A 13,615-nucleotide genomic window follows, 5' to 3' on the forward strand; every position below is an offset into this window, starting at 1 on the left:
AGTCCTGCCGAATGACGGGTCGAGAGAGGGCAAGCCGGGGATTTCTCCCTGATTGCGTCAATCGACCGACGGCAGGGCAGCCCAACGTCAGGAAACCGTCACCATCATGTCGCCCTCTGCCTTGCCCGATCCCATGAGCTGGACCGAACTGCTGCGAGTGTTCGGCGGGCTGGTTGCGGTGATCGCGGTGTTCGTCGCCGCGCTGTGGCTGCTCAAGCGCCTGCAGCCGGGCAGTCGCGCGTCGAGTGGGCCGATGCGGGTGCTCTCCACCCTGCATCTGGCGCCGCGCGAGCGGCTGCTGCTGGTGCAGGTGGGCGAGCAGCAATTGCTGCTGGGGTCGAGCGCGCAGGGCTTGAGCTGCCTGCATGTGCTGAGCACGCCGGTGCCGCTGGAGCCGCCATCGGCGGGACAGGGCTTAAGCGCGGCGCTGCCCGCGACCTTCCCTGATTGGCTGCGGCGTGCCGTCGAGCAGCGCGGGAAGGCCAAGCCATGATGCGGCGTAGCCTGTTCTCCGTGATGCGCTGGCTGCCGCGCGCGCTCGTCGGCGCGCTGGTGCTCGTGCCGCTGTGGGCGCAAGCGCAGGCCTTGCCGGCCTTCACTTCCACCCCGGCGGTCGGCGGCGGCACTGAATACAGCTTGAGCGTGCAGACGCTGTTGTTCATGACAGCGCTGGTTTTTCTGCCGGCCATGCTGTTGATGATGACCGCGTTCACCCGCATCGTCATCGTGCTGTCGCTGCTCAAACAGGCGCTGGGCACGACCACGGTGCCTCCCAGCCAGGTCATCGTCGGGCTGTCGCTGTTTCTCACCTTCTTCGTCATGAGCCCGGTGCTCAATCAGGTCAATGACGTGGCGGTCAAGCCGCTGATGGACAACAAAATCTCCATGCAGCAGGCGCTGCAGAGCGGCGCCGCGCCGCTGCGCACCTTCATGCTGGGGCAGACGCGGCAGGAAGACCTGGCGCTGTTCGTCAAGCTCTCGGGCCACAAGGCGCTGGACAAGCCTGAAGACACGCCCATGACGCTGCTGATCCCGGCTTTCGTCACCTCCGAACTCAAGACCGCGTTCCAGATCGGCTTCGTCATCTTCATTCCCTTTCTGATCATCGACATGGTGGTGGCGGCGGTGCTGATGTCGATGGGGATGATGATGCTGTCGCCCGTCACCGTGTCGTTTCCGCTCAAGCTCATGCTGTTCGTGCTGGTGGGCGGCTGGGAGCTGGTGATCGGCTCTCTGGTGCAGAGTTTCAGCCATTGAACGCGAGGCCACGATGACCCCCGAATCCATCACCACCCTTGCCCAGCAGGCCCTTTGGGTGACGTTTCTCGTGGCGCTGCCGCTCTTGGGCGTGGCGCTGGTCGTGGGCCTGCTCGTGAGCCTGATCCAGGCGGCCACCCAGCTCAACGAAATGACCCTGAGCTTCGTGCCCAAGGTGCTGGCCATGGGGCTGGCCGGGGTGCTCGCCGGGCCGTGGATGCTGCATGTGATGATGGATTTCACCATCCGCCTGTTCGAGAGCATTCCGCATCTCATTAGCGGCGGATGAGGCCGAGGCGCACGCCATGATTCATTTCACCAGCACCCAGGTCGAGCTGTGGATCGGCGCGTTCTTCTGGCCGTTCCTGCGGGTGCTGGCCATGCTGTCGGCGGCGCCGGTGTTCGGTATGGGCAGCATGCCGGTGCTGTTGCGCGTCGGGCTGGCGGTGCTGGTGGCCGTGGCCATCGTCCCGGCGCTGCCGGCCATGCCGCCGGTGCAGTTCGGCACCGCCGGGGCGTGGATGCTGGTGGTGCAGCAACTGCTGGTGGGCGGCGCCATAGGGCTGAGCATGACGCTGATTCTCAGCGCGGTGCAGTTCGCCGGGGGCGTGATCGGCCTGCAGATGGGCATGGGTTTCGCCACCCTGTTCGACCCGGTTCAGGGCGTGCAGGTCACCAGTCTGGCGAGTTTTCTCAACATGATCACCCTGCTGCTGTTTTTGGCGGTGAACGGTCATCTGGTGTTGCTGGCGGTCATCGCGCGCAGCTTCACGCTGCTGCCGGTCGCGCCCAATCTCGGGCTTTCGATGCAGACCTGGTATGCGTTGGCGCAGGGCGGCGGGGCGATTTTCAGCCTGGGTCTGGCCCTGGCGGCGCCGGTCGTCGGGGTGTTGCTCATCGCCAACCTCGGGCTGGGCGTGCTCACCAAGCTGGCGCCGCAGCTCAATCTGTTCGCGGTGGGCTTTCCGATGTTTTTCATCATGGGCTTTCTGGCGCTGTATCTGGTCATGCCGGTGATGCAGAACGTGGTGCAGCATCTGGTGGACGTGGGGCTGAGCCTGTCGAGCCAGGTGCTGCAGCAGGGCGGGGCGCGGTGAAGGGCGCGATAAGGGTGGCGTATGGCTGAAGACAGCGCACAGGACAAGGACTTACCGGCCTCGCAGAAACGCAAGCAGCAGGCGCGCGAGAAGGGTCAGGTGGCGCGCTCGCGCGATCTCACCTCCAGCCTGTTGCTGCTGGGCATGGCGGCGGTGGTGTCCACCGCGGGCGGCTGGTTTTTCGACATGGGGCGCGACCTGCTGCACACCGGGCTGACGGTTTCGGCGGCCGCCTCGCAAGACCCCACAGCCATGTTGCAGGCGGCGGGCAAGGTACTGATCATCGGCGTCATGGTGCTGGTGCCCGTGCTGGCCTTCACCTTCGTGGTCAGCGCCGCAGGGGGCGTGGCCATGGGCGGCTGGGTGTTCAGCACCGAGGCGCTGGCACCCGATTTCAGCCGACTCGACCCGATCGCCGGGCTGGGACGCATGTTCTCCGTCACCGGTCTGGGCGAACTGGGCAAGGCGCTGCTCAAGGCCATCGTCATCGCGGTGATCGGAGGCATCGTGCTGTGGCACCAGCGCGGCGCGCTGCTGGGGCTGCTGCAGGTGGAGCCCGAGTTTGCGCAGATGCGCCTCGGCCAGATCACCGCGCATGCGTTTCTGTGGATGGCTGCGGGCACGCTGCTGGTGGCCGCGGTGGACGTGCCCTGGCAGCTGTTCCAGATGAACAAAAAGCTCAAGATGAGCCGCCAGGACATGCAGGACGAAATGCGCGAGAGCGAAGGCAATCCGCAGATCAAGCAGAAGATGCGGGCCTTGCAGCGCGAGCGTGCGCGCCAGCGCATGATGGCGGCCGTTCCCAAGGCGGACGTAGTCGTGACCAACCCGACGCACTACGCCGTCGCCCTGGCCTACAAGGAAGGGAAGAACCGTGCCCCGGTGGTGCTGGCGCTGGGGGCCGACCTGGTGGCAGCGCGCATCCGCGAGATTGCGGCCGAGCACGGCGTGCCGGTGATCGAGGCGCCGCCGCTGGCGCGCGCGCTGTTCCATCACGCCGAGCTTGAGCAGGAAATTCCGGTGGCCCTGTACAACGCCGTCGCGCTGCTGCTGGCCTATGTGTTCCAGCTACGCGCGGCTCCGCAGATGGCCCAGGCGCCGGACGACTGGGCGATCCCCGCAGACTTTGCAGTGAACGAATAAACCGCCATGGCGACCACCACTTCCCCCAATCCTTCCGGCCTTCCCGCCTGGCGCACCCTGCTGCGGCGCGTCGACTGGCGCATGCTCACCGCCCCCATTCTGGTGGTGCTCATCCTGATGATGCTGGTGGTGCCGCTGCCCACCGTCGTGCTCGACATGCTGTTCACCTTCAACATCGTGTTGTCGCTGATCATCATGCTGGTGACTCTCTATCTCACCCGGCCGCTGGATTTTTCGGCCTTTCCCACGGCACTGCTATTCACCACGCTGCTGCGGCTGTCGCTCAACGTGGCGGCGTCGCGCGTCATCCTGCTGCACGGGCAGAACGGCGAGGGCGCCGCCGGGGCGGTGATCGAGTCGTTCGGCAAGTTCGTCGTGGGCGGCAATTACGCGGTGGGCATCATCGTGTTCGCCATTCTGGTGGTGATCAACTTCGTGGTGATCACCAAGGGCGCGGGGCGCATCGCCGAGGTGAGTGCGCGCTTCACCCTCGACGCCATGCCGGGCAAGCAGATGGCCATCGACGCCGACCTCAACGCCGGCTTGATCGACCAGGAAGAAGCCCGCAATCGCCGCGCCGACGTGGCCCAGGAAGCCGACTTCTACGGCGCGATGGACGGTGCCAGCAAGTTCGTGCGCGGCGACGCGGTGGCGGCCATTCTCATTCTGTTCATCAACCTGATCGGCGGCCTCATCATTGGCGTGTTCATGCACGGTCTGGGCCTGGGCGAAGCAGCGCAGAACTACACCCTGCTGTCCATCGGCGACGCGCTGGTGTCGCAGATTCCGGCGCTGGTCATCTCCATGGCCGCGGGCATCGTCATCAGCAATGTGTCCACCGGGCAGGACATCGGGCGGCAACTCGTCGGCCAGTTGTTCACCCACCCGCGGGTGCTGGCCATCACCGCGGGCATTCTGGGGCTGATCGGTCTGGTGCCGGGCATGCCTCATTTGGCCTTCCTCGGCGCGGCTGCGGTACTCGGTGGGGTGCTGTGGTGGCAGCACAAGCGGCAGCAAGCCAGCGCCGCGCAGGCGGCTCAGGCCGCGCCCGAGGCGGCGGCGCCGATCGAGCCCGAGGAAGTGAGCTGGGAGCAGATCGAGCCGGTGGACACCCTGTCGCTGGACGTGGGCTATCGCCTCATTCCGCTGGTCGATCGCAATCAGGGCGGCGAGCTGCTCGGGCGCATTCGTGGCGTGCGCAAGAAGTTCGCGCAGGAGATGGGCTTTCTCGTCGCTTCGGTGCACATCCGCGACAACCTCGAACTGCGGCCCGGCGGCTATCGCATTGCCCTCAAGGGCGTGGATGTGGGCAGCGGCGAGATCTTTCCCGATCTGCTCATGGCCATCAACCCCGGGCAGGTGATGGGCGATCTGCAGGGCACACCCACCAAGGATCCAGCCTTCGGCCTGCCCGCGGTGTGGATCAACAAAGAGCAGCGCGAGCGGGCGCAGACCCTGGGCTATACCGTGGTGGATCCCAGCACGGTACTGGCCACGCATCTGCACCACTTGCTGCAGACCCATGCCGCCGAGCTTCTGGGGCGCGAGGAAGTCGAGGGTCTGCTGGCGCACCTGTCCAAGCGCTCGCCCAAGCTGGTCGAAGACCTGGTGCCCAAGCTCATCTCCGCCGACCGGCTGCGCAAGGTGCTGCAGAACCTGCTGACCGAGGGCGTGCCCATCCGCGACATGCGCACCATTGCCGAAGTGCTGGCCGAACACGCCGCACAGGTGAACGACACCGACGAACTCACCGCGCGGGTGAGGCTGGCGCTGGGCGCCTACATCGTGCAGAGCCTGTCGCCCAACGGGCAGGAACTCTCCGCTGCGGTGCTCGACGGTCAGCTGGAACAGATTCTGCTTTCCAGCCTGCGCTCCGATCCGCAGCAGCCCTCGGTCGAGCCCGGGCTGGCGCAGCGGCTGATGGACAAGGCGCGCGAGCTGATGCAGCGCATGGAGGCGCAGGGCGCCAGCGGCGTGCTGCTGGTGAGCGCGCCGTTGCGACAGTTTCTCGCCCGACTGCTGGCGCGCAGTGCGCCGCGCCTGCGCGTGCTGTCCTATGCTGAAATTCCCGACCAGAAACAGGTCAAGGTCACCGCCACGCTGGGCGCGTAAACGCTGGAGCCTCAATCGTGAAAATCAAACGCTACACCGGAACCAACACCCGCGAGGTGCTCACCCGCATCCGCAACGACCTCGGCGCCGATGCGGTGATTCTGTCGAATCGGGAAATCGTCGGCGGCGTCGAACTTATGGCGGCGGTGGACTTCGACGCCAGCCGATTTCCGTCGGAGGAGCATGAACCCGAGGCGGCGAAGCCCGCGGCACCAGCAACGGCGCCGCAAGCCCACACGACTCCAAAGCCAACAGGCAGCGAGCCGCATTCAGCGCAGGTCAGTGCCGTTGCAGCCATGCCGAGCGTTGCGGCAGGGCGGGAGGGAACAGCCCATGCGACGCCCAAGCCCGCCGACGATCTGCCCTTACCCGCCGTGGCGCGCGTGGCGGCGTCCGCCAGCGCAAGTGCCGCCATGCAAGCGGCGCCGATGGCACCGATCACCCTGGAACAGAAAGACGCAGCCGCTCTGGCCGTCGCCCCAAGACATGCCGCGCAGCCGGGCAGTCGTGTCGAGCGCACCGAAGCGCCGCCGCACCGGACCGATCGCCGCACCGAGCCGCAGGACGAACTCGGCGCCATGCGCCATGAATTGCAGGATCTGCGCCAGTGGATGCAGTCGCAGATGTCGGGCCTGGCCGACGCCGGGCCGCTGACCCCCGTGGGCGAACAGCTCCAGTCCCTGGGCTTCTCCACCGCGCGGGCGCGGCAGCTCGGCAGCCAGGCGCTGAACCTGCGCGGCGCGCTGGCCGCGTATCTCGGCAAGGGCTTGCAGGTGGCGGCCGATCCGGTGTCGGCCCCCGGCATCTACGCCCTGGTCGGCCCGACGGGGGCCGGCAAGACCACCACCATCGCCAAGCTCGCCGCGCGGCTGGTGCTGCGCCACAGCACCGGGACGGTGGCGCTGATCACCACCGATACCTACCGCATCGGCGGCGTGGAACAGCTCAAGATCTACGGCCGCATTCTGGGCGTGCCAGTGGCGGTGGCGCGCGACGGTGAGGAGCTGCAGCAGCATCTGCGCGACTTCGCCGACCGGCGCTATGTGCTGATCGACAGCATCGGCCTGAGCCCGCGCGACGTGCGTATGGCCGAGCAGATGCAATGGCTGCAGGCACTGGGCGACAGCGTCACCCGCCTGCTGGTGGTGGGCGCGGGCCTGGCGCCGACGGCGTATGCCGAACTCTGGGCGCTGTACCGCCGCCTGCCCGTTGCGGCGGCGATTCTCACCAAACTGGACGAGAGCCCGAGCTTCGGCGCCGCGCTGCAATGGCTGGTCGAAAGCAGCGTGCCGCTATGGTTCTACACCGACGGCCAGCGCGTGCCGGAAGACCTGCATGTGCCTTCGCTGGCTAAGATCACGGCTTTGCTGGAACACGACCCCGTGACCCGTTTCGACTCCGCCCCCGTCATGTCCGCTGCCGCTGCGGCCGCGTCATCTCCCTCGGCCTGACCCTCACTAGAGAACGCATCATGGATCAAGCCGAAGGACTGCGCCGCCTGCAGCGCCCCCCGACCAAGGTCATCACCGTCGCCAGCGGCAAGGGCGGCGTGGGCAAGACCAATGTGGTCGCCAACCTGGCCATCACCCTGGCGCGTGGCGGCCAGCGGGTGATGGTGTTCGATGCCGATCTGGGTCTGGGCAATATCGACATCCTGCTGGGCCTCACGCCGCGCTACAACATCAGCCATGTGCTCTCAGGCGAGAAGCAGCTCAGCGACGTGCTGGTGCGCGGTCCGCAGGACATTCTGGTGCTGCCGGCTTCCAGCGGCGTGGCCAGTATGGCCGCGCTCGACGTGGCCACCCAGTCGCGGCTGATCGACGCGGTCAGCAGTCTCGACGTTCCTCTGGACTATCTGCTGGTGGACTGTGCCGCGGGCATCGCCGGTGATGTGCTCACGTTCAGCCGCGCCGCGCAGGATCTCATTGTCGTGCTGAACAACGAGCCCGCTTCGGTAGCCGATGCCTACGCGCTCATCAAAGTGCTCAGCAAACATCACGGTCTCAAGCGTTTTCACCTGCTGCCGAACATGGTGCGCGATGCGCGCGAGGGCCAGGCGCTGTTTGCCAAAATTACCGGCGTGGCCGATCGCTACCTCGACGTCTCGCTCGATCTGCTGGGCAGCATTCCGCTGGACGCGTCGTTGCGCGCGGCGGTGCGCAGCCAGCGCGCCGTGGTCGAATCCGCACCACAGAGCGCCGCCGCCGCCGCTTTTGCCGCGTTGGCCGCCCGGGTGAAAAACTGGCCGCTGCCGCAGGGGCCGAGCGGCCGCATCGAATTCTTCATGCAGCAGTGGCTGCGGGCAGAGCAGGCCGCTTGACGCGCGCTGCACCGACCACATGGCTCCCGATCGGATGAAACCCGGCCTCTACCCCGCCCCTGAAACCCGCGAGGAGCGCCTTGCCAAGCACCTGCCCATGGTGCGGCGCATCGCGGGCCAGATGGCGGCGCAGCTGCCGGCATCGGTCGATTTCTCCGATCTGGAACAGGCGGGCATGATCGGCCTCTGGGACGCGCTCGACCGCGGTGAAATGCAGTCGCCGGCGCAGTTCGCCACCTACGCGGCCATTCGCATCCGCGGCGCGATCTACGACGAACTGCGCAAGCTCGACTGGCTGCCCCGCCGCAGCCGCGCCAAGGAGCGCCAGATCGAGCGCGCCGAGGCGCTGCTCACCCAGCGCCTGGGCCGCCACCCCGAAGACGGCGAGATCGCCGCGCATCTGGGCTGGGAGCTGGCCGAGTACTACGACGCGCTGGCCGAGACCAGCATGCAGCTGGTCTACCTCGAAGACCTCACGCCCGACGACGGCGGTGATTACGCCGACCGCACGCCCGACGAAGCCAGCCTGCTGCCCGAGGCGTTGCTGCAGGACGCCGAGCTGGAGCGCGATCTACAGGCCGCCATCCTCGACCTGCCCGAGCGCGAAAAGCTGGTGCTGTCGCTGTATTACCAGGAAGATCTGCAGCTCAAGGACATCGGCCGCGTGCTCGAGGTGAGCGAATCGCGCGTGAGCCAGCTCATGAAACAGGCGGTGATGCGGCTGAGGGCCAGGCTGCAGGCGCACGAGCAACCGGCAACCGGATCGGGCCGTCGCGCCGCACGATGACAGGCCAGACAGAAAAACGGCAGAACAGGGACGGGGAATCTTCATGGACATTCTGAGTGTCATCGGCATCGTGGTTGCGCTGGGCTCCATCCTGCTGGGGCAGATGCTCGAAGGCGGCCACATCAGCTCCATCATCCAGGGCACGGCCTTTCTCATCGTGATCGGCGGCACCACCGGCGCGACCATGCTGCAGTTCCCGCTCAAGGTGTTTTTCCGCTCGCTCAAAATGCTGCCGTGGATCGTGCTGCCGCCCAAGGGCAGCCCCGAAGAGAGCATCAAACAGATCCTCGAATGGAGCGACACCGCGCGCAAGAACGGCCTGCTGGCGCTGGAAGCCGTGGTCGAGTCGGTGCCCGACCCGTTCGTGAAAAAGGGCCTGCAGATGCTGGTGGACGGCACCGACCCCGAAAAAATCCGATCCACCCTGGAGCAGGAAATCGGCGCCGTCGAGCATCACGACACCCAGGCGGCCAAGGTGTACGAGTCGTCGGGCGGCTACGCCCCGACGGTGGGCATTCTCGGCGCCGTGCTCGGGCTGATTCACGTGATGGAAAACCTGGCCGATCCGAGCAAGCTCGGCGGCGGCATCGCGGTGGCCTTCGTCGCCACGGTGTACGGCGTGGGCGCGGCCAACCTGTTTTTCCTGCCGGTGGCCAACAAGCTCAAGGGCATCGTGCACAATCGGGCCAAATTGCAGGAAATGCAGGTCGATGGCCTGGTGGCTATCGCCGAGGGCGAAAACCCGCGCATCATCGAAGGCCGTCTGCAAAGCTATTTCGCGCATTGAGCCGAGGCAGAACAGGGCGGTGCGGTGTGCGGCTCCTGCCTTGCGTTTCGTGACCCGGTACCGCCGGAAGGAGCGTGAACATGGACGATGCGACGATCAACCCGGTGGGGGCCTATGACCCGGTATCGCGTCTGCCCGATGGCGGTGGCCGTGGTCGGCAGCAGTCGCCCGAGCGCAAGCCCAGGGCAGGGCGCCAGCCCCCCGAGGGCTCGGCCCCGGCGGGTACACCCGATGCACCCCCGGCCGAGACGCCCGATCCCGACGCGCCACGGGGCCGATACATCGACGACCGTGCCTGATCCCGGCCTTTGACCCCCTTTTTTGCCCGCCATCCTCCGCGCCATCATGACCCTCATCCTCCTCGTCTTCGCCGCGCTGATCGTGGCCCTGCAGATCGCGCTGACCCTTACCCTCAAGCGCATGCTCGACCTGCTCGCAACCACGCGCGATCAGGTCCACGGCCTTCAACTGCGCATCCAGACCCTGGAGCAGGAGCGCGAAGCGGCGACGCCGCCACCTTCGGCCCTGTTCACCCTGGCACCCCGCGCCGATGCCGCGCCCGAGCCGGTTTCAGATCCGTCGCCCATGCCGACACCCTCGACGTCATCGACTGCGCCTGACCCGCAAGCCCCAGCGGCCAGCGCCGGGTTCACTGACTTTCCGGTGTTGCACGAGTCGCCCGACCTGCCCCCGGCCGACGAGGTGGGCGCCAAAGTCCGCGCTCTGGCGCGGCAAGGGCTGCCGGTGCGCGACATCGCCGAGCGCTGCGGCCTGAGCGAAGCCGAGGCCGAGCTGATCATTCATCTACGCCAGGAGCCGATCTGATCCCATGAGCACGCCGCCCGTCCTCAACGGCGTCTCAACGGTCTCGCCCGTCGGGCCTTCGGCCCCGGCCCGCGCCGAGGGTGGCGCGTTCTCGGCCGCGCCGGGCACCGCGTTCGAGGCCGAGGTGGTGCAGGTGCAATCGGCGGCGTCGCCCGCAGCTGCGGCGGCAGCCGGTGCTGCGGCCGACGGTCGCCTGCAGACCCAGGTGATGCTGCGTCTGGGCAACGCGCTGGTCGCAGCGACCTTGCCCGGTGCGCCACCGCAGGTCGGCGCGCGTCTGCCGCTCATCTATCTCGGTTCACCGAGCGGCCAGGCCCAGTTCCTGCTGGCGCCGCAGCAGGGGCAGACGGCGGCGGTGCAGGCGCAGTTGTCCGGCCCGGGGCAGTTGCTCGGTCTGCTGCAGCAGATGCAGGCTGCTGGCGCCTCGCAGCCGGGTGCCGCAAGCACGGGCACGTCTGCGGCCCGCACGGCGGCGGCGATGCCGGTATGGCCAGACCCCGCGATGCCCACACCGCAGGCGGCGCAGCGCCTCGCGGGCGCGTTGAGTGCCAGCGGGCTGTTCTACGAAAGTCACCTGGGCGCCTGGGCGCAGGGCCAGCAGCCGCTCTCGGCCCTGCTGGAGCAGCCGCAGGGCCGACTTTCGCCCCTGCTCCAAACGGCGACGGCGCCGCAGACCGCAACGACCTCCGCTGCGGCATCGGCACCTCCTTCGGCGCCGCCGCCCGCAAGTCAAGCTCACGCCGCGACCACGCCGCCGCCGACAGCCACTTCCAACCCCGCGCCGCCGATGCCCGATGCCGTGGCGGTGCCGCGACATGCCGCGCTGGCGGCTTACAGCACGGTGCAAAGCGGGCCGCAGGTGGCGAGCGACCCTGTCGCGCTGGCTGCGCGCCTGCCCGCCGAACTGCACGGCGTGGTCCAGCAGCAATTGCAGGCGCTGATGCAGGGGCAGGTCGTTTGGGAAGGGCTGCTCTGGCCGGGCCAGACTGCGCGCTGGACTCTGCGGCCCGAGCCGGAAGATCGCGGCAGGCCGCAGCCGAGCGCCGAGCGGCCGTGGAGCACCCAGATCGATCTCGACCTGCCGCAGCTCGGCGCGGTGCAGGCGCGGCTGCGGCTGGACGGCAATCGAGTGGATGTGGTGCTGCGCCACGACGCCAAGGCGCAGGAACGTGTCGATGCGTCCTTGCCCCTGTTGCGCAGGGCCTTGCAGAACTCGGGCCTGGAGGTGGGCGTGCTTCAACTGGAGCGGTCGTCCGGGGGAGAGGCGGCGTGAGCACGCAACTGCCGCCAGAGCATGGGCCACGCGCCGAATGGCGCCAGGCCGTGGCGCTGCGCTACGACGCCGACGCTGCCGGAGCGCCGCAAGTCGTCGCCAAAGGGCAGGGCTTGGTGGCCGAGGCCATCGTCGCCCGCGCCAAGGAGGCCGGTGTGTACGTGCATGAGTCGCCGCAATTGGTGCAACTGCTCATGGCCGTCGATCTCGACAGCCAGATTCCGCCTGCGCTCTACACCGCCGTGGCCGAACTGCTGGCCTGGCTGTGGCGGCTCGAAGCCGGGTCGGCGCCGCCGCAACCTCCGGTTTTGCACCTGCCCGAATCGCGCTGAAATACGATGGCGTAAAACACACTTACAAAGTCACTTTTCGCCATGAACACCATCGCCGATCAGGCGCGCGCCACGCTCAAGCGCTTGCTCGAACTCAAGCTTCAGCCCACGCCAGACAACTACCGGCGGGTCTTCGACAGTCTTCACAACGGGGCTGCGGCGCCGAGCGCCGAAGCCGCCGACCGGGGCGGCGACCTTCAAAGGCTGATCGAACAATGGGAGCGCTCGCAGCAGGGGCTGTCGCAATTGCAAAAGCGCCAGCAGCTCGTCCGGCTCGACAGCCTGCCGTCAACCGATGCGCGCGGGGCCGAACTCGCACAGTTGCTCGACCGCTGGAGCGCGCTGCCCGCACGCAGCGCCAGTCAGTCTGCATCGTTGCAGGCCGCGTCGAGCGAGGCGCAAGCCGGAAGCGACGGCGACGAGTGGCGCGCCCTGCTGCGGCAGGCGCTCAAGCACGGCGTGCAACCCTTTTGCGGTACCGGAGGCGCGCAGCGGCAACTGCGGGCGCTGATCGACGCGGTGGACGAACCTGCCGCCCAGCCCTCCGAACTGGGCGCGCAGGCGCGCGAGGTCTGGCTGGCCATCGACCGCGAGCAGAGCAGCGAAGACGCGGTGCGAGACGGGCTGATCGACCTGGTCAAGCTGCTGCTCGGGCACCTGGGCGACTTCGTGCCCCAGGCCTGGGTGGGGGCGCAGGCCACGGCCATCAGCGAGCAATTGCAGCACCCGCTCGAGCCCCAGCGCATCGAACAGGCGCAGAACGCGGTGCGCGACCTACTGGTGCGCCACAGCGTGCTGCGCAAGAGCGAGGACGACGCGCACAGCACCGCCAAGGCGCTGATCGACCTGCTGGTGCGCAAGCTGGGCGACTATGCCGCAGAAGGCGGCGAATACAACCAGCGCATGGAAGAGCGGCTAAACCGGCTGCAGGGCAGTCGCGAGTGGGACGAAATCCGCGAACTGGTGCAGGACGTGCTCGACGACAGCCGCAGCATGCAAAAGCGCAGCGGCGAGCTGGGTGTGCATCTGGCCGAGGCGCAACGCCAGGCCCAGGCGGCGCAGGAGCGCATTCGCTCGCTGGAAGGCGAGCTGGAGCAGGCCAGCCAGCAGTTGCAGGAAGATCCGCTCACCGGTGCGCTCAACCGCCGCGGCCTCGATGCCGAGTTCGGCCGCATGCAGGCGCGCGCCGTCCACCAGCGCTCGCCGCTGACCCTGGTGCTGCTCGATCTCGATCATTTCAAGGAGGTCAACGACACCCACGGCCACGATACTGGCGACGAGGTGCTCAAGGCCCTGGTCGCTCTGGCGCGTCGTCTGGTCAGACCGAGCGACCGCATCGCCCGCATGGGCGGTGAGGAGTTCATGCTCATGCTGCCCGACACGCCGGTGCAGCAGTCGCTGGTGGTGGTGCAGCGCCTGCTGGACGCATTCAGCGGCCAGACCCTGGTGCAGGATGCCGCTGGCCGCCGCATTCCGCTGAGCTTCAGCGCGGGTGTCGGCGAGTTGTGCCGGGACGAAGATTTCGCTGCGGTCTATCAGCGGGTCGATGCGGCCTTGTTGCAGGCCAAGCAGGCGGGGCGCAAACGGGTGGAATTTGCCGTGCCCTGCGATGGCGCCAAAGCCGGGGGCAGTCTGCCCAAGGGCGCTTTGCGCTATTTCACACTGCGCGGCTGAGGGAGAGG

15 protein-coding genes are annotated in these 13,615 nt (G+C 67.6%); all 15 read left to right on the top strand.

Annotated features, from left to right (window positions below):
* The first annotated feature begins 52 nt into the window (after window positions 1-52).
* The 15 genes from fliO (at window position 53) to ASC45_RS07155 (ending at window position 13,607) form a co-directional block, all read left to right on the top strand.
* Window positions 53-493 carry a flagellar biosynthetic protein FliO gene (gene fliO, locus ASC45_RS07085; RefSeq protein ID WP_245609982.1) on the top strand — a complete coding sequence of 147 codons (441 nt, stop codon included), beginning with the start codon at window positions 53-55 and terminating at the stop codon, window positions 491-493.
* Window positions 490-1,257 (top strand): flagellar type III secretion system pore protein FliP, encoded by a 768-nt coding sequence (fliP, locus tag ASC45_RS07090; RefSeq protein ID WP_174514705.1) that lies wholly within the window; start codon window positions 490-492, stop codon window positions 1,255-1,257. The genes fliO and fliP overlap by 4 nt, the downstream gene beginning before the upstream one ends.
* 13 nt (window positions 1,258-1,270) lie before the next feature.
* Window positions 1,271-1,546: a flagellar biosynthesis protein FliQ gene (gene fliQ / locus ASC45_RS07095; protein WP_055450338.1), complete on the top strand. Its 276-nt coding sequence runs from the start codon at window positions 1,271-1,273 to the stop codon at window positions 1,544-1,546.
* A gap of 16 nt (window positions 1,547-1,562) precedes the next feature.
* Window positions 1,563-2,354: a flagellar biosynthetic protein FliR gene (gene fliR / locus ASC45_RS07100; RefSeq protein WP_055450339.1), complete on the top strand. Its 792-nt coding sequence runs from the start codon at window positions 1,563-1,565 to the stop codon at window positions 2,352-2,354.
* Window positions 2,355-2,375: 21 nt separating this feature from the next.
* Window positions 2,376-3,497, top strand: a complete 1,122-nt coding sequence (gene flhB, locus ASC45_RS07105; RefSeq protein ID WP_055450340.1) for a flagellar biosynthesis protein FlhB — start codon at window positions 2,376-2,378, stop codon at window positions 3,495-3,497.
* 6 nt (window positions 3,498-3,503) lie between these two features.
* A complete protein-coding gene (gene flhA, locus ASC45_RS07110) occupies window positions 3,504-5,609 on the top strand; it encodes a flagellar biosynthesis protein FlhA (RefSeq protein ID WP_055450341.1) in 2,106 nt (701 codons plus the stop codon).
* 17 nt (window positions 5,610-5,626) lie between these two features.
* Complete coding sequence (gene flhF, locus ASC45_RS07115; protein WP_055450342.1) at window positions 5,627-7,060, top strand: flagellar biosynthesis GTPase FlhF; 1,434 nt, start codon at window positions 5,627-5,629, stop codon at window positions 7,058-7,060.
* 20 nt (window positions 7,061-7,080) lie between these two features.
* Window positions 7,081-7,929, top strand: coding sequence for a MinD/ParA family protein (locus tag ASC45_RS07120; protein WP_055450343.1), 849 nt, complete (start codon window positions 7,081-7,083; stop codon window positions 7,927-7,929).
* Between the two features lie 19 nt (window positions 7,930-7,948).
* On the top strand, window positions 7,949-8,716 hold the full coding sequence (locus ASC45_RS07125) for a FliA/WhiG family RNA polymerase sigma factor (RefSeq protein ID WP_245609983.1): 768 nt from the start codon (window positions 7,949-7,951) through the stop codon (window positions 8,714-8,716).
* 43 nt (window positions 8,717-8,759) lie between these two features.
* Window positions 8,760-9,503 carry a flagellar motor protein gene (locus tag ASC45_RS07130; protein ID WP_055450345.1) on the top strand — a complete coding sequence of 248 codons (744 nt, stop codon included), beginning with the start codon at window positions 8,760-8,762 and terminating at the stop codon, window positions 9,501-9,503.
* A gap of 80 nt (window positions 9,504-9,583) precedes the next feature.
* A complete protein-coding gene (locus ASC45_RS07135; RefSeq protein WP_055450346.1) occupies window positions 9,584-9,802 on the top strand; it encodes a hypothetical protein in 219 nt (72 codons plus the stop codon).
* A 46-nt stretch (window positions 9,803-9,848) separates the two neighbouring features.
* Window positions 9,849-10,328 carry a DUF2802 domain-containing protein gene (locus tag ASC45_RS07140; RefSeq protein ID WP_055450414.1) on the top strand — a complete coding sequence of 160 codons (480 nt, stop codon included), beginning with the start codon at window positions 9,849-9,851 and terminating at the stop codon, window positions 10,326-10,328.
* Between the two features lie 4 nt (window positions 10,329-10,332).
* Window positions 10,333-11,601 (top strand): flagellar hook-length control protein FliK, encoded by a 1,269-nt coding sequence (gene fliK, locus ASC45_RS07145; RefSeq protein ID WP_055450347.1) that lies wholly within the window; start codon window positions 10,333-10,335, stop codon window positions 11,599-11,601.
* On the top strand, window positions 11,598-11,933 hold the full coding sequence (locus ASC45_RS07150) for an EscU/YscU/HrcU family type III secretion system export apparatus switch protein (RefSeq protein WP_055450348.1): 336 nt from the start codon (window positions 11,598-11,600) through the stop codon (window positions 11,931-11,933). Before fliK ends, ASC45_RS07150 begins: the two co-directional genes overlap by 4 nt.
* Window positions 11,934-11,975: 42 nt before the next feature.
* Window positions 11,976-13,607 carry a GGDEF domain-containing protein gene (locus tag ASC45_RS07155; RefSeq protein WP_055450349.1) on the top strand — a complete coding sequence of 544 codons (1,632 nt, stop codon included), beginning with the start codon at window positions 11,976-11,978 and terminating at the stop codon, window positions 13,605-13,607.
* The last annotated feature ends 8 nt before the right edge of the window (window positions 13,608-13,615 follow it).

It is taken from the genome of Thiomonas bhubaneswarensis (assembly GCF_001418255.1).
In the GTDB taxonomy this organism is placed as follows: domain Bacteria; phylum Pseudomonadota; class Gammaproteobacteria; order Burkholderiales; family Burkholderiaceae_C; genus Thiomonas; species Thiomonas bhubaneswarensis.